The sequence below is a fragment of the Thalassospira lucentensis MCCC 1A00383 = DSM 14000 genome, from assembly GCF_000421265.1.
Classification (GTDB): domain Bacteria; phylum Pseudomonadota; class Alphaproteobacteria; order Rhodospirillales; family Thalassospiraceae; genus Thalassospira; species Thalassospira lucentensis.
Genome location: NZ_ATWN01000002.1, coordinates 554,179 through 576,416, shown reverse-complemented (window position 1 = coordinate 576,416; position 22,238 = coordinate 554,179). Strand labels below are relative to the sequence as shown.

The following is a 22,238-nucleotide window of genomic DNA, read 5'->3' as shown; positions in this document are numbered from 1 at the left end:
TGGCAGAAGAAACCACACAGCGCCCGGTTTCTGGAAGACCAAAGGCAGACCGCTCTTGTTCGCCAGATATGGGAAGACAGCGGTCAGGTATATGGCTACCGCAAAATCCATGATGATCTGCTGGATATGGGAGAGAGTTGCAGTCCGAACCGTGTTGCCCGACTGGCCCGCAATGCAGGCATACGCGCCCGGACCGGTTACAAGAAGCGTCTTGGCAAATATGGCGGTAAACCGGCTGTTGTCGCTGACAACAAACTGGATCGGCAGTTTTATACCGCCAGACCAAATGCCGTTTGGGTGACCGACATCACCTATATCAAGACACAGGAAGGGTTTGCGTATCTTGCCGTCGTCATTGATCTTTATTCCCGCATGGTGGTTGGCTGGGCATTGAAGCAGCGACAAGATACAGATGTTGTTCTGCAAGCATTGCTGTCAGGTGCCACAAAAGGTGACATCTGACATCCTTTCAAATCAACCGCTTAGCCTATCCGGTTGCCAGAAAAATTGACACTGATTGACACAAAAGGTGACAAAAGCCTGCAAAATTGCCAGAAAAGCTGACATTTCCTGAAAAGCTCTCTTCAATTAATTGTAACTTCGCCATCAGTTGGATTTCTAAAAGACAAGCTCATACAATCTCTAGCCGTTACAAAAGCAGACACCGGAAGCGAACGCCATACTGATTTCGATCAGTGCCGCGCTGTGCTTGATTGAAGACTATCGACAGGGAAACAGCAGCAAAACCCGAAGATACCTTAATCGCCAAAGGTCAGGAGTAACTCCGACCATGTACCGGGATGCCCAAAAGTCCGCGATAAAAGAAGAACTGCAAGGCATTGTACACGCCGTTCGCGGTGCAGTTATTGACGTCGTTTTCAAGGGCATGGTTCTGCAGCCAATCAATTCTTCGCTGATTGTGGCATATGATCAACCGACACCTTTAACTCTGGAAGTTCACAGTCACCTTGATCTTGAAACGTTGTGTGCCGTTGCATTCCAATCGACGGCGGGATTGTCCCGCAGTGTAAAGGTTTATGCAACCAGCGCCATGTCCTCCAGGTGCCCGCCAATCTGGACCCCATAGAGGTCAACCGACGACCGTCCGATCGTGATGACATCAAGCCGCTTCATTTATTCTCTCTTTCTAGGGCGCCAGATGGAGTTCGGTATTCTTCGATCTCACAAGCACCTATGAAATTTGTAAAACTTCACATTATTCCTGCATCTGTGCCGCAAACTGCACACATCTGGGTTCAGGAGTTGATTGAAGAAAGCTCCCCCCACACAACAAACTAATATCCGTCAGGAATTTGCCGTATGAGGGGAGAGTTCATGCTCTAAGGGAGGCAGAGCATCAAATAGGTTGAAGCGAATAATCGCTTACTTTCTCGGGAGCAGCCGCGTTCAATACATTTACTGAACGCTGAACGCCTTCCGCACATGATAGCACCGGATCTTCATGCTCAATTGACAACCAACTATCGTAGCCAACGAGCCGCAACCTGTAACAAAACTCTCGCCACCAGCTTTCACCATGACCATAACCAATAGTGATGTAGGACCATGCACGCTCTGCGACATCGATCATCGGTCCGGTATCAAGCCGTGAAATTGTTGCTGCCTTATCGGGATTGATCCAGGTATCCTTGGCATGGACATGGTGAATGGCATCCCCGAGTGCGGATACAGCCTGCAGCGCATCTGCCCCCATCCACATCAAATGGCTCGGATCAAGGTTTGCGCCAACTGCTTTGCCAACTGCGTCACGTAAACGCAAAAGGGTTGGCACATTATACACCAACTGATTTCCGTGAAGTTCGATGGCAAAATTATCGATGCCAAATTCCCTGCCATTGTCGACAAGTTTGTGCCAGTACGGCAGCAAAACCTCATTCCACTGCCAGGCAAGTATTTCACTCGTTTCCGGTGGCCATGCGGAAATAATCCAGTTCGGGGTCTTGTCCGTCGGAGCCCCAGCTGGAAGACCTGACATCAGGCAAACTTTACTGCATTCCAGTTCAGAGGCGAGCCTGATTGTCTTTTCGACCACGGATGATTGGCGTTGTCCGTCCGTTGGGTGCAATTGATTGCCGTTGCAGTTTAACGCAATGAGACTCAAACCACGACTGGTAATCGCATTCATGAATCTTTTGCGTGCGTCAGAACTCGCCAGCATCTCGTCCAAATCTATATGCGGCGCAGACGACCAGTTGCCGGTGTTGATTTCAACACCTTCTATTCCCATTCCCGCAATTGTATCTAGTGCCGTTTCAAACGGCTGATTGGACAAAGAGTCTGATACGATCCCGATTTTCATTTTTGTATCCTCATTCAAAGCGTAATGGTGCGACCGGTTTCAAGAGACTGATACGCCGCCTCGGCAAGCAGCAAAGCCTTGCGGCCATCTTCACCGGACGGTGCAGGTGCAACTTCACCCTTCAAAACGCGGACAAATTCTTTCCATTCTTCGGCATAGGATTCCGCATACCGTTCAAGGAAAAAGAACAGTGGCTTTTCACGGGTAACGCCGTCCTCTCGTTCCTGCACAAGCATGGTTTTGGGGACATTCTCCGTGCGCAATGTACCGAGCGAACCATGGGCCTCGACACGTTGGTCGTATCCGAAGGACGCGCGCCGCGAATTAGTGATGACGGCAATTTTACCGCTGGCTGTCTGCAGGGTTACAGATGCCGTATCAATGTCGCCTTCGGCCTTGATAGCCGGGTCCGTTAGCGTAGATGCCAGAGCCGTAACACGCACCGGCTCTTCGCCCAGAATGAAGCGTGCCATATCGAAATCGTGGATCGTCATATCGCGGAACATACCGCCCGATACTTTGATATAGTCGATGGGCAACGCGCCCGGATCCTTTGAAACAACCGTGACCAGTTCCAAATCACCGATCACCCCCGCATCAAGCCGGCGTTTCAATTCTGCGACTGCCGGGTCAAATCGGCGATTGAATGCGACAAATAGCCTGTTTTCCTGTCCTTTGATCGCCTCAAGCGTGGCATTCACGCGACTGATGGACAGATCAACCGGTTTTTCGCAAAACACTGCTTTGCCAGCGCGTATCCCGCGTTCAATTAAATCCGCATGCGTGCTGGTAGCCGAGGCGATTACAATTGCATCAATATCGGTACGCGACAGGGCATCTTCCAAAGAACTTACCGATGCCCCGTAAGCTTCTGCAAGCTGTAGGGCAATCCCTTCCTGCGGGTCCACGACAATGGACAACCTTGATAGGGGATGGGCGGCGATATTTGCCGCATGCACCTGTCCAATTCGGCCAGCGCCCAAAAGCGCAATATTATAAATTTTGTCCATCATGTTTTTAGATTTCCGAGTTGAGATTAGTTTTTCAAAGACCAACGGCGCAGTGTTCGGTCGCCCAGTGCTGCAAAAACAACAATCAGGCCAAGAAGCAAAATGAACCATTGTGGGCGAACACCGGTCACCACGAGATAGGATTGAACCGAAGACAACACGAACGCGCCCAAAACAGCTCCGGGCAGCGATATGCGACCACCAGCAAGAACACAGCCGCCAAGCACGCAGGCCGCAATTGCCTGAAGCTCCATCAATCGGCCCATGGAGCCATCGGCGAAGCCAAGCTTGCTGGCCTCCAGGGTTCCGGCGAAGGCCGCAAGCACGCCACAAACAACAAAAGCCGAGAGTTTTATGCGTTCGACACGGACACCGCGCGAATGTGCGCTGGCGGCGGAGCCACCGACAGCCAGAAGCCGATTGCCCCAAGGCGTCATTTTCAGAGCAATCAGCAAAACCGCCAGTCCGGCCACCAACCAGTAGAACCCGGTATTGATGCCCAGGAACTCGGTTCCCCCAAGAACGGAATACGAAAGCCCATCCCGCTCCTTGTAAGGGACCGAGAATGAAAATCCGTCTGTCAGCGCAATTGCCAACCCTCTGAAGATCATAAGAGAACCAAGGGTGATGATCAGCGACGGGGTTTTGGTACGGGTTATCAGGATGCCATTGAAGGCACCAATCAAAGCACCTGCGCCGGTGGCAAGAAGCGCTGCAAAGACAGGATCAATGCGAACGGCAAACCACAGATAAATCAGGGCACCTATGCCAAAGGTTGATCCTACCGAAATATCGATCTCACCCGTTCCGATCACCAACGCAACGCCAAGCGTCATTAACCCCAATGTGGCAGTTACCTGAAGGATGGTGCCAATATTATAGGCATTGGCCCATCGTCCCTCGGACGTAAGGGTAAACAGCAACACCAGACACAGGGAGATGACCAGAATACCGATCTCGGTATGACGCCTTACGAGACGTTTGATTTCGCTCTTCAGCATCAGACCGCATCCCGTTTTTCGACAATGCGCCCGCCCTGGCGAATGACTTCCTCCAGTGCCTCGGCAGACATTGTTTCCGTGGATGCGTCTTCTATTTTTTCGCCATTCTCCATAATCACGATACGATCAGCCAGCCTGTGGACCTGAAAGATGTCGTGGGTGATATAGATCACCAACAACCCTTGATCGCGCAATTGAAGCGCCAGTTCGTTGACATGCTCGCGTTCGCGGACCGAAAGATGGTTTGTCGGCTCATCCATGATCACAACACGGTTTTTGAATTCCACGGCCCGGCCAATTTTGACTGACTGACGCTCCCCGCCTGACAGGCGTTCGACCTCATCATCAACCGAGACATTCTCACGAAGACCGAATTGCCTTATCACCCTGCCGCTCATCTCGCGCATCTTCGCAAAATCAAGCAGTGGCAAACCACAGAACCGTTTCACAGGCTCTCGCCCAAGATAAAAGTTGCGTGCAATGGACAGGTTGTCGCACAGCCCGACGGACTGCTGGATTGTTTCAATTCCCTGATCTATGGCCAGTTTCGGATGAAACGTCTTCACACGGGTTCCATCGAAATAAACTTCACCGGCAGAAGGGGTGTGAATACCGCAAAGGACACGGATCAATGTGGTTTTACCGGCACCATTGTCCCCGACAAGTCCGACCAATTCGCCTGCATGAAAGTCTACGGACACATTTTTCAGTGCGTGGAAGGCACCGAAATGAAGGTCCAGATTCTTGATCTGGATAAGGGGTGTTTGTTTGTTCATTGTTTCCTCCTTCCCGGTCACAGACTATGTCCGGCCGCGCGCGCCAGTTTCTGGTTGAAAATGACGGCGACAATCAAAACGATCCCGACAAAGGTCATGAACCACGAGGATGGCGCGCCCAGAGCAATCAGCTCATATCGGAAACTCACAACGATCAGCGCGCCAAGAACGGCACCAAGCAAGGACCCGCGCCCCCCGGATAGAAGACAGCCGCCAATAACCGCTGCGGCAATTGCCTCCAGTTCCAGCAACTCTCCCAGTGTGACATGCGTTTGCGGACGGTCTGCAAGGGTCACAATCCCGGCAAAACCAGCAAGCAGCGAACAGGTCACAAAGGCGATTGTTTTGGTCCTGTCTGTTTGAACACCTTGGGATTTGGCGCTGTCGAGATCTCCGCCAGCCGCCAGCAAATGGTTCCCGAACTTCGTTCTCCACAGCAGGACGCTGAGAATTGCAAGAAGCACAAGCAGCCAGAAAAGCGAGGCCTCAAGCCCCAGAAACTCTCCACCCAACATTCGGGTGATCCAATGTGATCTGGCTTCTTCCGGGAATGCGCGGACAGAACCGCCTGTCCAGACATAAATGATGCCGCGGACGGTAAACAAACCACCCAGTGTGACAATCATCGACGGCAGGGCGCCTTTCAGTACGGCCATTGCCTGCAAAAAACCGATCAATGCCGAAATCAGAAGTGCCGCAACAATCGCGCCTGGAACACCGAGGTCGGGTTGCAATGTGATAAAGGCGACCCCCGCAAGGCCATAAACCGATCCAACAGACAGATCGATTTCCTTTGACATGATGACCAATGCCTGGCCCATCGCGATCAACCCCAATATCGAGGCAAAGTGCAGCACGTTGGTGACGGTCTGAACTGTCCACCAGCCGCCAAAATCAATGACCGTAAAGACGGACAGCATTAACGCGACACCGACGACAGCACCAAAACCGGCACCGCGAGAAAGAGAGGTTGGAAAAAACATGGAAACTTACTCTCGGCACATTATCTGTGGCTGGGCATTCGAACACAGGTATCCGGCATCATCCGGACCGAAACGGCACGAGCTGGCAGTTTCGGTCCGGCGCTATTATGCTCGGTTACCAGGTGTTCTGTTCGTCGTACGCATCGCCGAAAATATTGCGTACCAAGCCTTCCCAGTGATCAATGTTTTCGATATCAACAATGATCGGGCCGGTCAGGATATCAGACTGCGGCTCATACCCCAGCTCATGCTTCCAATAAAGCCATTCCATTGGTGCATAGCCCTGCAACCAGAAGCCCTGACTGTTGGTCGCCAGAACATGCCCCGCCTTAATGCCGGCCAAGGCAACCGGGCTCGCATCCACCGTAATGATGGTCACGCCCTTGTCGTCGACATCAGGAGAAAGCCCCATATCGTTTGCAACGCCCCAGGCCCAGGGGGCAGACCAGCTTGCAACAGTGAAAATGTAGTTGGTGTCAGGGTTGGCCTGAAGATATGACTGCAAGGTATTGCGCGCCGTCGCTGGCTCTGCGGAAATAAACAGCTCCTCGAACTCTGCCCCGGCGGCCTCCATGGCATCCTTCATGCCGGCACAACGGGCCTTCAGCCCCTGATGGGCGGAGTCATGAGTTGCGCAAACTACGCGTTTGGGAGCCGGCAGGTCGGCTCGAGAAAGCGCATATTCCCCAAGCTTTTTACCGGTCAGATATTCATCACCACCGACATAGGTGAGATAGGGAATACGCTCACCTTCCGGGCGAGGATCCGGAATGTTGAAAGCAACAACCGGGATGCCCTGTTCAATTGCTTTGCGCAGTGGCACTTCAAACGCATCGGTACTAACAATGGGTACCGCGATGCCGTCCGGCTTCGTGGCAATTGCCTGTTCAAGCAGTCGCACATGCTCCTGAACCGAGTAGTTATTGGTCGAGATATATTCCGTTTTGACGTTCGGATACTTTTTCTCGAACTCCTCAAGCGACAGCGTCAGCCATTTCATATTCGGATCGTTTGATCCGATATGCGACACCATAACAAAGCGATAGTTGTTTTCGGCCTCCTGGGCCATTGCTGTTTGCGGTGCTGCTATTGCCAGCATGGCACACGCGGCTAGCGCATTTATAACCTTTTTCATGTTGGTATCCTCCCGATATTTAATTTTTTTGATGGATAGCCGAGACATCAAAACACATCTTTAAAAATCAAATAATCGGAAAATCACTCAAATTTGATTGAAAAAACATCAAAAAAGGAGTGTGATAAACCCTAGAGCAGATCGAATCGTTACTCGCGTTGACCTGATGTTAATTTTAGGAACAATCCATCAGATGACTGGTAAAGTTGATACGACCGATATTTTTGATGAACGAGGCAATTGGCGCTCCCCCAAGATCACCGAAATCGCACGTGCTTCGGGCTGCAGTACGGCAACCGTTGATCGGGTTCTAAATGAAAGATCCGGCGTGCGCGATGTTACGCGCAAACGGGTCCTCGATGCCCTCTCATCCCTGACGATTGAAAGTTCAACCGACGCCGCATCCTGCTTGAAAATCGCGTTTCTCTCCGACTCTGGCGCAGCATTCAATCAATCTCTAAGGGAGGGTGTTAATGCCTATCAGGCTGCTTACCCCAACCTCGAACTCTCGTTCGATTCTGTACTGACGACAGAAGTTAAACCTGTACAGTTTGCCCAACAGATTGAGCGATTTTCACAGGATGTCGATGGCCTAGTTTTGGTCGCTCGTGAGGATTTAACGATCAATAGAGCGGTTCGCGCTGTAACAGCGCGTGGGGTGCCTGTCGTATGTGTCACAACTGACCTACCGAATTCACGTCGAATAGCCTACATAGGCAACGATCAAACCGGAGCCGGTTCGACAGCAGCTTGTCTGATGGGAACATCAATCAGTTCATCCAACAGTAGAGTTTTGCTTGTCATCAGCGCCCCGTATCGTTGCCAAGAAGAACGTGAACTGGGCTTCAGAAGGGTTCTTCGATCAGAGCACCCCTCACTGACGGTAGAAGAGCGTGTCAGCAGTAACGATGATTTCGAATATACCTACAGGAACGTAAGAAATTATATTCGTGATCACGGCCCGCCTGGCGGCATCTATAATGTCGCAGGTGGCAATACTGGTATTGCGGAAGCTCTACGAGATGAGGGGCTTCGTGACGATGTGACGTTTATTGGCCACGAACTTAACAGTAACTCCAGAATCCTCCTCGAGACAGGGGGGATGGATTTTGTAATCGGCCACGATCTGGATCGAGAAATCGGCTTTAGCATCGAATGCTTACGTGCAAGCCTCAAAAAACAGGATCTTCCAAACATTCCGTCAATGCCGGTTCGCATTTTCACAAAATATAACTGTTTCTAAACATCATCAATATTTCTGCTTTTCAAAAATCAAATATTCGAGAATTCTGTCACACCTCATACGCTCAGAACGAATGTTAAAAGAAACCGCCTGACTATAGCCTGACCACATATCGAAAGACGATTACATCAATGTCCAGACTCCTTTCCTACATTATCAAGAGCAATTTCGAACCCGCCGACAATATTTACATTCTCTGCAAGTTCATTGTCAGTGAACCATGGTAATCAATACGAATTCATTCGCCTTGCTCTGTCGCACATTAATTGTCGGACTGAAATCGGGTATCAGGTTGATTGAGATTGGCAACCTCTTTCTCCAGCTGCTCTATCCTATACTCCAATTTAAGCAGGTACTCACCCTCGGATCATCAACCCATTCAAACTTTCCGATGCAACTCTGACACTTTTTCCATAACCGCCGAAACATTTCAGGTTCTCCTTTTTCGCTCAACCAAGGTTGGGGTTCCCGCAGAATTGAATCTCCCCTGTAACCGGGCGTAAATGCTACGACAGATTGTCCAGGGCGTTGCAAAGTTCGCCGAGATCGTTTTCATCAGATATACGGCGGCTCAGGTCCGCCTCAAATCCTTTCACAAGCTCACGTGCCTGCCCCAGAAGACACGCCCCATCCGGGGTAAGTGAAATCCTTTGGGCACGACTGTCCTTACGGTCTTTATCCCGAGCTACCAATCCACGTCGCACCAACGGCGCAAGATTGGCCGTAATTGTTGCGTGATCCTTCCCAAGCAACTCTGCCAAATCTTTCTGGCGAAGGTCGCTATCCAAGCCGATGGCATCCAAAATCATCAATTGCGAACCGGTTATTCCGATCGGTTGCAAGACACTGTTAAGTCGCCTTGAAATCACACGGTTGACCCGCTGCAAAACAAAACAGAAGCGTCCGGATAACGGTATGTCGCCCTTTTCTGGTATCGGTTTTGTCACCGACGGGGTTCCCTTATTCTGCAGCATTGTCCCGGCGGTCTTCATGGTGGAAAATATTTGCGGGTGCATGCTCCATATCAGGTGTCGGTTTGATCCTGAACCAAACGGCATAGAGCGCGGGCAGGAAGAGCAGGATCAGAACCGTCCCGGCGGCCGTACCTCCAATCAGCGTATAAGCCATAGAGCCCCAAAACACTGAATGGGTAAGAGGAACAAAAGCCAGAACGGCAGCAAGTGCCGTCAGGATGACCGGTCGCGCACGCTGGACGGTTGCCTCGACAACAGCGTGATAATCATCGAGCCCAGCAGCACGGTTGTCCTTGATCTGCTCTGTCAGGATCAGGGTGTTGCGCATCAAAATCCCGGCCAGCCCGATCAACCCCAAAATGGCGTTGAAGCCGAAGGGTTGATTGAATGCGATTAGGGTCGGAACAACCCCGACAAGCCCCAATGGCGCGGTCAACATGACCATGGTCATGGTCGACAGGCTTCGGACCTGCAGAATGATAACGATCAGGGTGGCGGCAATCATTACCGGGAAGATTTTTGCTAGCGCAGTGTTTGCCTTGACTGACTCTTCAATGCTCCCGCCCATTTCAATGCGATACCCAACCGGAAGTGAGGTGATCAGCGGCTGAAATGCCTCCATGATCTGTTTTGAAACTTCCGGCGGCTGGGTTGCTTCATTGATATCAGAGCGGACCGTAATCACCGGTGTTCGGTCACGCCGTTTCAGGATCGGTTCTTCCAGCTGTATTTCGGTTTTTCCGATCTGATCGAGCGGAATTTGTTGACCATCCCGGCTAATAAGCGAAAAATCTGCAAGCCGGGCAGGATCAAGACGCGCTTCCCCGGCACTGCGTGCCACGACAGGTACATTGCGAATGTTTTCGCGAACCTGCGTCACCGGGATACCCGTCAGGAGGAACTGCATCTGCTGTGCTGCCTCGGTCGGTGACAGGCCAATAAGATTGAGACGATCCTGATCAGGTGTGAAGCGCAGGACCGGTGCACGGTTGCCCCAATCGCGATTTGCCTGCCGGACATCGGGGACCTTACGCATGATCTCCAGCGCCTTTTGGGAAATCTCGTAAAGCTTTTCCGGGTCTGGCCCTGTGATGCGGAACTCGACGGGGAACGGGGTATAGGGACCGAATACTAATTGCGTAACACGGACATAGGCTTCCTGTGCAAGCCCGTCGGATACGGCCGTCCGAAGGCGATGTTTCAACGCCTCCCGTCCGTCTGCATCCGGTGTTAGCACGACGATCTTGGCAAAGGACGGATCGGGAAGTTCCGGTGACATGGCAAAGAAGAAGCGCGGCGCGCCTTGCCCGATATAGCTGGTGACGATCTTTGCCTCAGGCTGTTGTTGCAGCCAGTTTTCAACTTTCTCGACTGCTGCTGTTGTGGTTTCAATACTCGTTCCTTCGGGCAGGCGCACCTCAACCAGCACTTCGGGACGATCCGACGTCGGGAAAAATTGCTGTTTAATAAGCCCCATTCCGGCTCCGGAAAGAAGGAAGGCAAAGACAACAACGCCACATGTCAGGAATTTGTGACGCACAGCGTAACGGATCATACCTCGAAGGCGCCTATAGTTCGGTGTGTCATAGATTGCATGATGTCCGCCCTCGACCGGTTTGATCGCTGGCAGCATCTTAACACCAAGATAAGGCGTAAAAATCACGGCGACGAACCAGGAGACGATGAGTGCAAAACCGACAATCCAGAAGATATTGCCGGCATATTCACCGGCACTGGACTTGGCAAAACCAACCGGCATCAAACCAATGATCGTCACCAATGTACCGGAAAGCATCGGAGCTGCGGTGTGGCTCCAGGCATAGGCCGCCGCCTTGATGCGGTCCATGCCCTCTTCCATTTTGACTACCATGACCTCGATGGCAATGATGGCATCATCGACAAGCAGGCCAAGCGCCAGAATAAGCGCCCCAAGCGTGATGCGATCAAAAAACCTTCCCGTTTCCAGCATGATCAGAAAGACAACGGCAAGGGTCAACGGAACAGCAGCCGCAACAACGATCCCCACCCGCCAGCCAAGACTGATCAGGCTCACCAGCAACACAACCCCCAGCGCCATGGCGAATTTCAGCATGAATTCCCCCACAGCGGCGTTGATATTCACAGCCTGATCACTGACCTTCTCAAAGCTGATGCCAAGCGGTAATGTCTTTGCGATGGCAGCTGATCTGTCTTCCAGGGCTTCACCCAGTTCCAGCCCGTTCCAACCCTGTTGCATCACCACAGACAGCAGAAGTGCGGGTTCACCGTCGTGACGGATAATGTAGGTAGGTGGATCTTCATAACCCCGGCGCACCTCGGCAACATCCGAAAGCTTCAGCGTACGTCCACCAGCAACAATCGGGGTGTCCGCGATGCTCTGTATATTATTATAGGCGCCATCAAACCGAAGAAAGACCTGTGGCCCGCGTGTATCGATTGAACCGGCTGGCGTAACAGTGTTCTGTCGTTGCAAAGCGCTCGCGATCTCTTGCATCGATATGCCGAGTGTCGCCAGCTTCGCATAGGAGAATTCAACGAAAATCTGTTCCGCCCGCTCGCCAAGAATATTGATCTTCTTGACGCCCGGAACATGCAAAAGGTCCTGACGGATCGTTTCGGCCTGCCGGACCAGATCGCGCATCGGCATGCCCCGAGCCTGCAGGGCATACAGGGCAAAACTTACGTCCGAATATTCGTCATTAATGAAGGGACCGAAGACGCCGGACGGCAGATTTCGGGCTTCATCCCCCAATTTCTTGCGTGCCTGGTAGAACTCTTCGTCAACTTCAGCCGGAGGCGTACTATCTTTCAATGTGACGGTAAGAAAGGCATATCCGGGCCGTGTTATCGTCTCGACCCGATCATACCATGCCAGTTCCTGAACGCGCTTTTCCATCGGTTCGGCGACAAGGTCCTGCATCTCGCGCGCCGTTGCGCCGGGCCATGCGGCTGTCACCGTCAGCGTCTTGATGGTAAAAGACGGATCTTCCGCCCGGCCCAGATTTACAAAGGCGTAAATCCCGGCTGCAGCAAGCAGAATGATAAAGAATAATGTGACAGCTCTCTCGCGAACGGCGAGCGCGGAAAGGTTTAAACGCATCAGTTCGCCGCCTCTGCCTGAAGGGTCGTTCGGATTGCGGTACCGTCCGCAAGCAGATGCGCGCCAAGGGCAACAATCTCCTGCCCTTCATTGATGCCGGTGACAATTGCGATTTCTTCGCCAAGCTTCGTGATCTGTACCGGCACAAACTGCACAGAGGCAGAATCCTCCGTGATCTTCCAGACACCCGTTCGACGGCCATCGTCCAGAACCGCGCCAATTGGGATAACGACACCTGCTTGCTGATCCTGACTGGCAATAGATACCGTCACTGTTGCTCCGAGCGGTGCCAAGGCCGCGTTGCCTTCCAGCACATAGCGGGCCTCGTAGGTCCGGGTCAGCGGATCGGCAGCATCGGAAATCTGTCGCAGACGTGCATTGCCTTGGGCTTCCTTCTTTCCATAGATACTGGCCTCGGCGATTGATCCGATTTCCGGACGGATCGTTTCAGGAAGCGCAATAACAGCCTCGCGCGGCCCGGCATGAGCAAGCTGAATAACAGTTTGTCCTGCAACGATGACCTGCCCCGGCTCGCCAAGTGTCGCAACCACAGTTCCGTCAGCATCGGCGTGTAAAGTGGAATAGGTAGCAGCGTTTTCCGCAACTTCCGCATCCGCTTGTGCAGCAGCCATCTGGGCTTTTGCCGTATCAAGCGCAGCCTTGACCTGTTCATAACGCTGTCGACTGGCTGCCAACCCGTTTTTGACCAGCGTTGCATATCTTTTCTCGTCAGCTTCTGCCTGAACAAAAGCTGCCCGCGCGGCAGCAACGGCATTGCGCTTGGCTGTCAAAGCGAGATCCAAATCCGTCTCGTCGAGCCGCATCAAAGGCTGACCAGCTTCAACCTGTTGCCCGACATCCACAAGGCGTTCGACAATTTTGCCCGGCACGCGGAATCCCAAATTGCTCTGAACCCGTGCGGCAATGGAGCCCGTGAAAGAACGCTCGGCACCAAGAACGCTTGTCGCTTTCGTCACCTTCACCAGGACCGGCGCTTCGCGGGGGTCTGTGGACGCCAACGCTTTGCGCGGTGAGGATTGCGAGAGAACAACACCCCCAATCATCCCAACAGCTGCCAATGCGATCGCACCAAAAAGAAATAGCCGTTTGCGCCTCATAACCGAGCCTTTCAATAGAAAACTTAGTTCACCACTTAGATTACATTCGGCATCATTACCTCAATTAGATGTCGACCGCAATCTATTTTCACCGCGGTGCGTCCTGGATCACATCGAAAGCATTTCCAGAACACTTGCACTAAGACGACAAAACAACTATAGATGTTAGTTGAAATCTAACTGTGGGTATCAAGCAATGCGTGTCAGCCGTGAACAAGCCGCCCTAAACCGCCAAAACGTGATCGATGTCGCCAGTCGCCTGTTCAGGGAACACGGGTTTGACGGGATTGGCCTTAAGGATCTGATGAAAAGTGCCGGACTGACCCAGGGCGCCTTCTATAAGCAGTTCACCTCAAAGGAAGACCTTGTTGCACAGGCATCACAACGTGCTCTGGAGGGGTCGACAGAGAGATGGACCGAAGCTGCCGAGGAAAACCCGGACGACCCACTTGATGCCGCAATCGCATTTTATCTCAGCGAAGGCCATCAGGAAGAAAAAATGGACGGCTGTCCGATCGTCGCACTCGGTGCAGATGCCGCCCGACAAAGCCCTGACGTCAAAGCTTCATTTGAAGCTGGAGTGAAGGCTCAGCTTGATGTGCTTGGCCGAATGATTTCTGCAACCAGCGCAGCAGAGCGGGAAGAGAAATCAATCGCCATCCTGTCGCTCATGGTTGGTGCACTTACATTGGCCCGCGTTGTTAACGATCCGAAAATGGCACAGTCATTTCTGGATTCAGCCGCCCAAAAAGTCAGGGAAATTGCCTAACCCCTGATGATCATACTTGCCGAAAGAATGTTCCGAAGCCCCGGGTCATAGGGCTTCAATCGCCAATGCAATACCTTGTCCGCCTCCGATACAAAGTGTGACGAGACCCTTTTTCACACCATCCCGCTGCATGGAGTGCAACAAACGTGTGACCAGAACCGCACCTGTCGCCCCGATGGCATGACCATGTGCAATGGCACCTCCCTCCACATTCACAATGTCCTCGGGCAACCCCAATTCCTTCATGACGGCAAGCGGCACGGCGGCAAATGCTTCATTGATCTCGACACGGTCCAGATCGGATATGGCCCAACCTGCACGATCCAGCGCCTGGCGCACGGCAGGCACTGGTCCCAGGCCAAAAAGACCGGGTTCAACAGCCCCAACACCATAAGCGACGATTCGGCCAATTGGATCGAGACCGGACGCCTCAGCAAAACTTCGCTCGGCAACAACCATGGCGGATGCAGCACTGTTAAGGCCCGGCGCGTTACCCGCAGTGATGGTACCACCTTCTCTGAAGGCGGGTCTCAACCTAGCCAGTGCTTCCAAAGTGGTACCCTGTCTTGGTGCTTCGTCGACCATAAAGTTCTCGAATTCTTTGAGGCCCTGAATGGTAACGGGAACAATCTCGAATCTGAACTTGCCTGCATTGCGCGCAACACAGAAAAGACGTTGTGATCGCTCGGCCCAACGATCCTGCTCCTCCCGATTCAGTCGGGCATGGACCACCAAATCTTCTGTATGCCAACCTGAATGCTGCCCTGAGAAGGCATCATTCAGACCATCACGAAGCATACTATCGACACCCGTTGCATCGCCCATGCGATAACCCTGACGTGCTCCTCCCAGCAGGTGCGGCGCACGATCCATATTCTCCATACCGCCCGCAATCGCCGCATCATGAAGACCCAGTTCGATCTCCTGAGCCGCCGTCACGATTGCCTGCGCGCCGGAACCACAAACACGGTTCACCGTAAAGGCAGGTACCGAAACAGGCAAACCACCTCCGATTGCAGCTTGACGTGCCGGATTCATCCCGTTGCCAGCCTGGATGACATTTCCCATAACCACAGAACCGATATTTCGGGCTTCAAGCCCGGATCGTTCCAGCGTTTCTCGCACCACGATAGCACCCAGATCCACAGCCGGAGCATCCTTCAATGCACCACCAAAAGCGCCAATAGCCGTTCGAACCGGATATGCGAGAACAATTTCTCTTTTCGTCATGACAGTCTCTTTAATTCGGGGATTACGGGGAGAAATAACGTTAAATATCGGCTTTCAAAGCGCGCATAGCTGTCACCTACAGAACACAAGCATTCTGGCCCGTGCCCTTTGCTTGTCCGTGACATGCGACATTTTCAGTCTCGTATTACTCATGGGCAGGCAGCGCTTTAAACTGACGGCTCAATGCAACCGGAATGAAGGTCAGAATGGCCAATCCCGAAGCAATGCTCAGAACCAAGGCAAGGGAACTGAGCGGCGCAAGCGGCAAAATGCTGGCAAATGACGCCCCGACAGCAGCACAACTCATCTGTAAAAATCCCAGCAATGCAGAAGCCAATCCCGCCTGCCGGCCAAAAGGATGAAGTGCGATTGCAGTGCCGAGCGGATTGATCAGCCCCATACCAAACAAATACACTGCGATGACGACAGTAAAAGACGTAAATGAGGGAGCAGCGGCAAAAACAAACATGGAAAGGCTGCCAACCAGCGCAATCAGAAGGCCGATCATGCCGATCCTGCGCTGGCCCCAGCGACGTGCCAGATGTGGCGCGAGAAAGCCCGCCAGAAATACGATCAGAACCGTTCCGGCAAAAGTCCATCCAAGCTCGACAGGCGAGAGGCCCAGTTCATCAAGCAAGATCGACGGTGCAGCAGCAAAAAAGGTATATAGCCCGCCGATTATCAGGCTTACGGAAGCAGCAGGAAAAAGAAAATGCGGATTGATAATCAGTCGACCGTATGCCGTTGCAAAAGTTGAAACTTTCAACAATGTCCGGCGACGGCGCGGAAGGGTTTCACCAATATGCGTCACATAATGGAGTGAAAGAACCATAGCGAAAACTGCCACCACAAGGAAAATAGGGCGCCACCCGAACAATCCGTCCAATGCGCTGCCAAGCAAAGGCGAAAATCCCGGTGCCGCAGCCCCCGCAATCATCGTGAGTGATAAGGCCCGCGCAAGAACCTCACCATCGAACAGGTCACGGGCAATTGCACGCGAGAGCACCGATGCTGCACAAGCTCCAAAAGCCTGTATGATTCGACCAAACACGAGGAAGGGCAAGCTGTCAGCGACGGCGCAAAGGACACTCCCGACGACAAACACTCCAAGCCCTCCCAAAACCAGCCACTTGCGGCCCAGATGGTCAGAAAGCGGCCCGGCCAGAAGCTGCCCGAAGGCAAAGGCCACAAAGAAGCTGCTCAGAGTCAGGCCAAGATCTCGCGAAGAAACATCCAGGCTCGCGCCCATTCCAGAGAACGCGGGGAGAATAATATTCGTTGAAAGCGTCCCTAGTGCGGCCAGCCCCGCAAGCAGGAATATCGTCCCCTTGGACAACCGATGCTCTGATGCATCAGGAGATATGATCGTGGACATGGAACTCAAGCCTTTCGGGGAATGATCATGCATGATGACGTTCCATGCGCGTGGATTTTGCCTTCCGCATTCTCAATCCTGCCTTCCAGCGTAATCAGGGTTCGACCGCGTACAACCACATAGCCCGTCACATGCATCACACCGGAATGAATGGATATCGGGCGGACAAACTTGGTTGATGTCTCGAGTGACGGGCAGACTTCACCAGCGGCGAGCGTCGTCTGGGCAGCAAGTGACATCGCTGTATCAAGCATTGTCATCGCCCACCCGCCGTGAATGGTATTTGTCAGATTGCAAAAACGGGCTTCGGGAGTAGCACGCAGTTCAACCTTCCCCACTTCAGGAAGAAGCAGCTTAAAGGGAAGTGTTTCTGCCATTGCAGGAGGACGGAAGGTGCCATCTGCCAATCTCGAAACGCATTCAAGTCCTGTGCATGCCATTAACTCGGACACAGAAACTTGGCCATCGCGGATCTCCGCTCGAGACGATCCTGTCATGTATTGATCCTCGTTCTTACCCGCCATCCAGACACGTGTGGCAAAGCATTTTTTAGATTTTGATTGAAATCTATAATCCACATAGAGTATGAACGCAATCTATTAATCCACTTGGGCAACTATCGGGATCTCGTATCCTCGAAACAGGAAAAAACAGCCATGTCGAATTCTAAAATTGTGGTCGTCACCGGCGTATCGTCCGGTATTGGCCGCGCTACCGCCATCAAGTTTGCCCAGAAGGGCTGCAGGGTTTTTGGTACCGTGCGAAATATTGAAAAAACACAACCTATAAACGGCGTTGAGCTGGTCGAACTGGATGTTTGCGACGAAACGGCGGTTCAAAATGGCATTCAAACCATCATTGATCAGGCCAATCGCATTGATGTGCTTGTAAACAGTGCGGGCGTCACCCTGCTGGGCGCAACTGAAGAGACCTCTGTTAGCGAGGCGCAGGCGCTATTTGACACCAACGTTTTTGGCATCCTGCGCGTTGCAAAAGCTGTCCTGCCATATATGCGCGAACAGCGTTCTGGTCGCATCGTCAACATCAGCTCGGTATTGGGCTTTCTTCCGGCGCCATATATGGGCCTCTATTCAGCATCCAAGCATGCTGTTGAAGGTCTCTCCGAGACTCTGGATCATGAAGTCCGCAAATTCGGGATCCGGGTATCGCTTGTCGAACCGTCCTTTACCAAAACCAATTTGGACATCAACGCACCCCAAGCTGCGTCGACAATCGCCGTCTATGACAAGGACCGCAACACTGTATTCGAAGCCATTCAAAAGAATGTCCACAAAGCCCCCGCGCCCGATGAAGTCGCTTCTACGATCGTTAATGCGGCCTTGGGTACATGGAAGATGCGACGGACACCAAAAGGCGAGGCCTCGCTTCTAAGCAAGTTGCGACGGTTCATGCCTTTCGGTCCTGTGGATTCCGGTATCAGAAAGACCTTTGGGCTTTCCTGAAATAGACCGTAACCCTTGAACCTCTTCGATATTTTGGAAAAGGCTGTCACTCATCTGCAATACAGAAGGAAGATGAACGGCAGCTTTTCCTTTCAGTTCAGAAAGAAATCTCTACTTCGATAAACTAACGCACCATAACCCAAATTTATAACAACCGGGGTTTAGGGCGTGTTAGGAATTCGGAGCGGGATTAATCAGGGGAAATGGCGTCCATGGGAAATAATCATATAATATGATTATTGCTGTCAGGTGCCACAAAAGGTGACATTTGACTTCTTACAAAATCAACTCCTTAGCATTTTCAATTGCCAGATAAGTTGTCATCGATTGTCACAAAAGATGACAAAAACCTGCAGAATTGACAGAAAAGCTGACATTTCTATTGCCCAGCTTCAAAACAGCTCCCGACGTTGATTGATTTCTTCATGTTCAACTTTGCTCAGCAGCTTGGAAGTCGCACCTATCGAAATAAAGACGAGCTCTTCGTTCATCTACTTGAGAAATTGAGAGTGGTCTCACGCAGACCTGCAATGCAGGGCAAATTTCGATAGGTATATGCTTCCTCGGGACCAACCGAACATCGCTGCCGGTCAAACAGTAGAAGAACAGGTAGATAAAACTACAATAATCAAGGAAGCAGAAGCACTTGAACGTCGGCCACGTTCGTGCCTGTTGCACCAGTGACCAGTAGATCATGTGCGCGGCTTAGCGCTTCATGGCTGTCATTGTTTCTGAGCAACGCATCAAGGTTCCCACCTGCGTCCGCGATCCGTTTCAGCGTGCCTTCGTCAACCAATGCGCCTGCCGCATCTGTCGGACCATCTCGTCCATCTGTCGCCCCCGAAAGGAACACCCAGTTATCTTGCAAGGTGTCTTTTGCTGCCAAGGCAAAGCGAAGCGCTAGTTCCTGGTTGCGTCCGCCGCGTCCCGATCCTTTGATCTGGACGGTTGTTTCTCCGCCGAAAATCAGGGCTACCGGCCCTTTGGCAGATCGCGCTGCAGCGATAACTTCCGTCGCTGCCCTTTCGACATCGCCAACAAGGGCATCACTAACAATGTGAGCGTCAAAACCTTTGGGGGCGGCAGCCAACATCGCTTCCAGACTTTGCCGGTTTGACCCGATCAGATGATTTGATGCCGTTGGCAGATCAATTATCGGCGCGCTCTTGACCAGATGATCGCGAATGCTGGCCGGGACTTTATCCCAAATCCCCAACGACTTCATAAGCGATACAGCCTGCTGGGGCGTTCCAATCGGTGCCACGGTAGGACCAGAAGCGATGGCCCGCAAATCGTCACCGATTACATCAGACAGCAGTAAAGCATGCACTTCGGCTGGCGCCGCAAACCGTAAAAGACCGCCCCCTTTAAGATCATCAACCTGCTGGCGAATCAGATTCATGTCGTTGATCGCAAGCCCGCTGGCAAGCAGCACGTCATTCAAGCTGCCGTAATCTTCGACAGAAATGCCACCGGCAGGCGCTATCATCAGCGATGACCCACCGCCTGAAATCAGCGCAACAACAACATCGCCCTCGCGTGACGCCTGTAAAAAATCAATGACGCAACGGCCAGCATGCGCGGAAGCTGCATCGGGCACCGGATGCATCCCCGCTATGACCGTCGTGCCGACGAGGTCACACATGTTTTCCGGATTCGTCACGACAAGAGCATCATGTACATCAGGTATCGCGCTTTGCGCCGCCCGCATCATTGGAATAGCAGCCTTGCCAATCGCCAAAACAATGCACCGCCCCCCTTTTTTTGAGGGCAGCGGGCTTACTGCGAGTTGCCGGCGCACACCTTCTTCCGGATCGGCCCTTTTAACGGCAGCGGCAAACATGTCTTTGGCATGTTCCCGCAATTCTGCAATGCCCTGAGAGCCTAAGGTGCCTTGATCTGTGGTGTTCATTTTCTACCTTCATGTGTCTGGTACATCTCAACTGCCTAAGACCCGTTAATGAATTCCACCGGCCACAGTGAAACCGCGGGCACGTAGGTGATGATCATTAGGGCGGCAAAAACTGTCAGAACAAACCACAGCAATTGAGGGATAATTTTCTCAACCGGCAGCTTGGCAACAGCACAGGCCGCGAAAAGATTGACGCCCAATGGGGGCGTAATCATGCCAAGCGCAAGGTTAACCACAATGATCAGCCCGAAATGAACCGGGTCAACGCCATAAGACATTGCAACTGGTGTCAATATCGGAGCCAAAACCAATATCGCTGCTGCGGTCTCAATGAACATACCGACCACGAGAAGCAAGAGATTCACAGCCAGAAGGAACGAATATTTACTTTCAAACATCCCCTTGATTGAGCTGGCAATTTCATTGGGCAAGCCTGAACGGGCAATCAAAAATGAAAACAATGCCGCAGCCGAGATAATCAGCATGATTGCCGATGTTGCAATGACCGTCGACCTCAGGATCGGATAAAGGTTTTGCACCTTCAGTTCGCGATAGAACACCCCACCAACAACGAGTGCAGCCACCACAGCAGCAGCACTGGCTTCTGTTGGAGTGAAAACCCCGGAATAGATACCGCCAAGAATAACGAAGGGAACCAGAAGCGCTGGCATTGCCGAAAACAGAGCTTTCAGGAACCCTGGACGATCATCCTTGCCAAGCTTGCCGATCCCTCGAAGACGGCACAAAATCAGAACCAGTGCCATCAGTGATCCGGCGACCAGCATCCCTGGACCAAGCCCTGCAACGAACAAGTCACCAATCGATGTTTCGGTGGAAACACCGTAAAGAATGAGCGGAATGGAAGGGGGAATAAGAACCCCAAGCTCGGCGGAGCTGGCCTGGACGGAGGCCGCGAAAGGTGCAGGGTAGCCTTGCTTAACCATTGCAGGTATCAGGATCGCACCGATGGCAAAGGTCGTTGCAACCGAAGAGCCGGAAACGGACGCAAAAAGCATACATGTCAAAACACAGGAGGCAGCAAGACCACCCTGAATACCGCCAACAACTGATTTGGCGAGTTCAACCAGACGATAAGAAATGCCGCCCGCCGACATAAGGTTCCCGGCAAGAATAAACAGCGGGATCGCCATCAGGGGAAAACTGTCGAGACCGGCGAACATCCGTTGCGCCACAAGTAACAGCGGAAGGCGGCCATGGACCTCTATGCCGATAACCGACGCCAAACCGATTGAGATCGCGATCGGCACACCGACAACAAAGAAGATCAAAAGAGACAGAACAATTGCTGTATTCACTGGGCTTCCTCCCAATGATCAACGCAACCATGTTGAATAGCCCTGATTGCACTGCCCAGTGCCGACATCAAAATAAAGACAGATGCCGTCGGCAATGCCGCATAGGCCCAAGACATTGACAGATCGAGACCGGCAACCGTTTGGCGCGCAACGCGCCCGGTCATGGCCCAGCCTTGCCAAAACAGGATCGCAAAGAAGATGATGGTCAGCGCCGTGGCAACCAGATAAAGAGCAACACCAAACTTGCGCGGCAACACCCTCTGAACAAGATCGACGGCAATCATACCGCCCTCGCGGATCGCAGGGGCCACGCCCATAAATACCCCCCAAATCATAGCAAACCGTGTGATAACCTCCGTCCAGGTAGACGGGTGGCCAAAAATGAAACGGGTGGATACCTGATAAACTGCAAGCCCGGCTGCGATCAGCAAAAATGCAATGGCACACACAAGAGCGAACTGCGTCGCGGCCGTCTCGACACGCAAAAAAAGCTTCATCCGAACGTTTCTTCCA

The 22,238-nt window shown here is 52.4% G+C and carries 18 protein-coding genes and 2 pseudogenes; 5 read left to right on the top strand and 15 right to left on the bottom strand.

Annotated features, from left to right (window positions below):
- Both K355_RS23350 and K355_RS26290 read left to right on the top strand, forming a co-directional pair.
- A pseudogene (locus K355_RS23350) lies at positions 1-435 on the top strand (DDE-type integrase/transposase/recombinase); the annotation flags it as partial.
- A gap of 355 nt (positions 436-790) precedes the next feature.
- Positions 791-985: pseudogene (locus tag K355_RS26290) on the top strand (hypothetical protein); the annotation flags it as partial.
- A gap of 372 nt (positions 986-1,357) precedes the next feature.
- Here K355_RS26290 and K355_RS0106815 read toward each other — a convergent pair.
- The 6 genes from K355_RS0106815 to K355_RS0106790 form a co-directional block, all read right to left on the bottom strand.
- Positions 1,358-2,320 (bottom strand): sugar phosphate isomerase/epimerase family protein, encoded by a 963-nt coding sequence (locus K355_RS0106815; RefSeq protein ID WP_022731368.1) that lies wholly within the window; start codon positions 2,318-2,320, stop codon positions 1,358-1,360.
- Positions 2,321-2,334: 14 nt separating this feature from the next.
- Positions 2,335-3,333 carry an inositol 2-dehydrogenase gene (iolG, locus tag K355_RS0106810; RefSeq protein ID WP_022731367.1) on the bottom strand — a complete coding sequence of 333 codons (999 nt, stop codon included), beginning with the start codon at positions 3,331-3,333 and terminating at the stop codon, positions 2,335-2,337.
- A gap of 23 nt (positions 3,334-3,356) precedes the next feature.
- Positions 3,357-4,331: an ABC transporter permease gene (locus K355_RS0106805; RefSeq protein ID WP_022731366.1), complete on the bottom strand. Its 975-nt coding sequence runs from the start codon at positions 4,329-4,331 to the stop codon at positions 3,357-3,359.
- Positions 4,331-5,107 carry an ATP-binding cassette domain-containing protein gene (locus K355_RS0106800; protein WP_022731365.1) on the bottom strand — a complete coding sequence of 259 codons (777 nt, stop codon included), beginning with the start codon at positions 5,105-5,107 and terminating at the stop codon, positions 4,331-4,333. Before K355_RS0106800 ends, K355_RS0106805 begins: the two co-directional genes overlap by 1 nt.
- Positions 5,108-5,124: 17 nt before the next feature.
- Complete coding sequence (locus K355_RS0106795) at positions 5,125-6,090, bottom strand: ABC transporter permease (protein WP_022731364.1); 966 nt, start codon at positions 6,088-6,090, stop codon at positions 5,125-5,127.
- 115 nt (positions 6,091-6,205) lie between these two features.
- Positions 6,206-7,225 carry a sugar ABC transporter substrate-binding protein gene (locus K355_RS0106790; protein WP_022731363.1) on the bottom strand — a complete coding sequence of 340 codons (1,020 nt, stop codon included), beginning with the start codon at positions 7,223-7,225 and terminating at the stop codon, positions 6,206-6,208.
- A 193-nt stretch (positions 7,226-7,418) separates the two neighbouring features.
- Here K355_RS0106790 and K355_RS0106785 point away from each other — a divergent pair, with 193 nt between their 5' ends.
- Positions 7,419-8,468 (top strand): LacI family DNA-binding transcriptional regulator, encoded by a 1,050-nt coding sequence (locus tag K355_RS0106785; RefSeq protein WP_022731362.1) that lies wholly within the window; start codon positions 7,419-7,421, stop codon positions 8,466-8,468.
- A 506-nt stretch (positions 8,469-8,974) separates the two neighbouring features.
- Here K355_RS0106785 and K355_RS25035 read toward each other — a convergent pair.
- From K355_RS25035 to K355_RS0106770, 3 genes are read right to left on the bottom strand one after another with little or no spacing between them, the layout of a single operon-like run.
- On the bottom strand, positions 8,975-9,442 hold the full coding sequence (locus K355_RS25035; RefSeq protein ID WP_022731361.1) for a MarR family winged helix-turn-helix transcriptional regulator: 468 nt from the start codon (positions 9,440-9,442) through the stop codon (positions 8,975-8,977).
- Complete coding sequence (locus K355_RS0106775) at positions 9,429-12,542, bottom strand: efflux RND transporter permease subunit (protein WP_022731360.1); 3,114 nt, start codon at positions 12,540-12,542, stop codon at positions 9,429-9,431. The genes K355_RS25035 and K355_RS0106775 overlap by 14 nt, the downstream gene beginning before the upstream one ends.
- Entirely contained in the window at positions 12,542-13,525 is a 984-nt protein-coding gene (locus K355_RS0106770; RefSeq protein ID WP_245562917.1) for an efflux RND transporter periplasmic adaptor subunit, read from the bottom strand. Before K355_RS0106770 ends, K355_RS0106775 begins: the two co-directional genes overlap by 1 nt.
- A gap of 331 nt (positions 13,526-13,856) precedes the next feature.
- Between K355_RS0106770 and K355_RS0106765 the strand changes: the two genes are divergently transcribed.
- Positions 13,857-14,429 carry a TetR/AcrR family transcriptional regulator gene (locus tag K355_RS0106765; protein ID WP_022731358.1) on the top strand — a complete coding sequence of 191 codons (573 nt, stop codon included), beginning with the start codon at positions 13,857-13,859 and terminating at the stop codon, positions 14,427-14,429.
- Between the two features lie 45 nt (positions 14,430-14,474).
- Here the strand turns inward: K355_RS0106765 and K355_RS0106760 are convergent, their stop codons facing one another.
- The 3 genes from K355_RS0106760 to K355_RS0106750 form a co-directional block, all read right to left on the bottom strand.
- Positions 14,475-15,659, bottom strand: coding sequence for an acetyl-CoA C-acyltransferase (locus tag K355_RS0106760; protein WP_022731357.1), 1,185 nt, complete (start codon positions 15,657-15,659; stop codon positions 14,475-14,477).
- 145 nt (positions 15,660-15,804) lie between these two features.
- On the bottom strand, positions 15,805-17,067 hold the full coding sequence (locus K355_RS23340; RefSeq protein WP_022731356.1) for a multidrug effflux MFS transporter: 1,263 nt from the start codon (positions 17,065-17,067) through the stop codon (positions 15,805-15,807).
- Positions 17,040-17,531: a PaaI family thioesterase gene (locus K355_RS0106750; RefSeq protein ID WP_211219022.1), complete on the bottom strand. Its 492-nt coding sequence runs from the start codon at positions 17,529-17,531 to the stop codon at positions 17,040-17,042. The genes K355_RS23340 and K355_RS0106750 overlap by 28 nt, the downstream gene beginning before the upstream one ends.
- A gap of 159 nt (positions 17,532-17,690) precedes the next feature.
- On the opposite strand from K355_RS0106750, the gene K355_RS0106745 reads away from it, so the two are divergent.
- Positions 17,691-18,497 carry an oxidoreductase gene (locus K355_RS0106745; protein ID WP_022731354.1) on the top strand — a complete coding sequence of 269 codons (807 nt, stop codon included), beginning with the start codon at positions 17,691-17,693 and terminating at the stop codon, positions 18,495-18,497.
- Between the two features lie 628 nt (positions 18,498-19,125).
- Here the strand turns inward: K355_RS0106745 and K355_RS0106740 are convergent.
- Genes K355_RS0106740 through K355_RS0106730 form a run of 3 tightly spaced genes read right to left on the bottom strand, consistent with a single transcriptional unit; the run spans position 19,126 to position 22,222 of the window.
- A complete protein-coding gene (locus K355_RS0106740; protein ID WP_022731353.1) occupies positions 19,126-20,409 on the bottom strand; it encodes a glycerate kinase type-2 family protein in 1,284 nt (427 codons plus the stop codon).
- A 35-nt stretch (positions 20,410-20,444) separates the two neighbouring features.
- Positions 20,445-21,725 (bottom strand): TRAP transporter large permease, encoded by a 1,281-nt coding sequence (locus tag K355_RS0106735; protein ID WP_022731352.1) that lies wholly within the window; start codon positions 21,723-21,725, stop codon positions 20,445-20,447.
- The gene (locus tag K355_RS0106730) at positions 21,722-22,222 is read right to left on the bottom strand and encodes a TRAP transporter small permease (RefSeq protein ID WP_022731351.1); all 501 of its coding nucleotides are present in this window, start codon (positions 22,220-22,222) and stop codon (positions 21,722-21,724) included. Before K355_RS0106730 ends, K355_RS0106735 begins: the two co-directional genes overlap by 4 nt.
- Positions 22,223-22,238 lie beyond the last annotated feature (16 nt).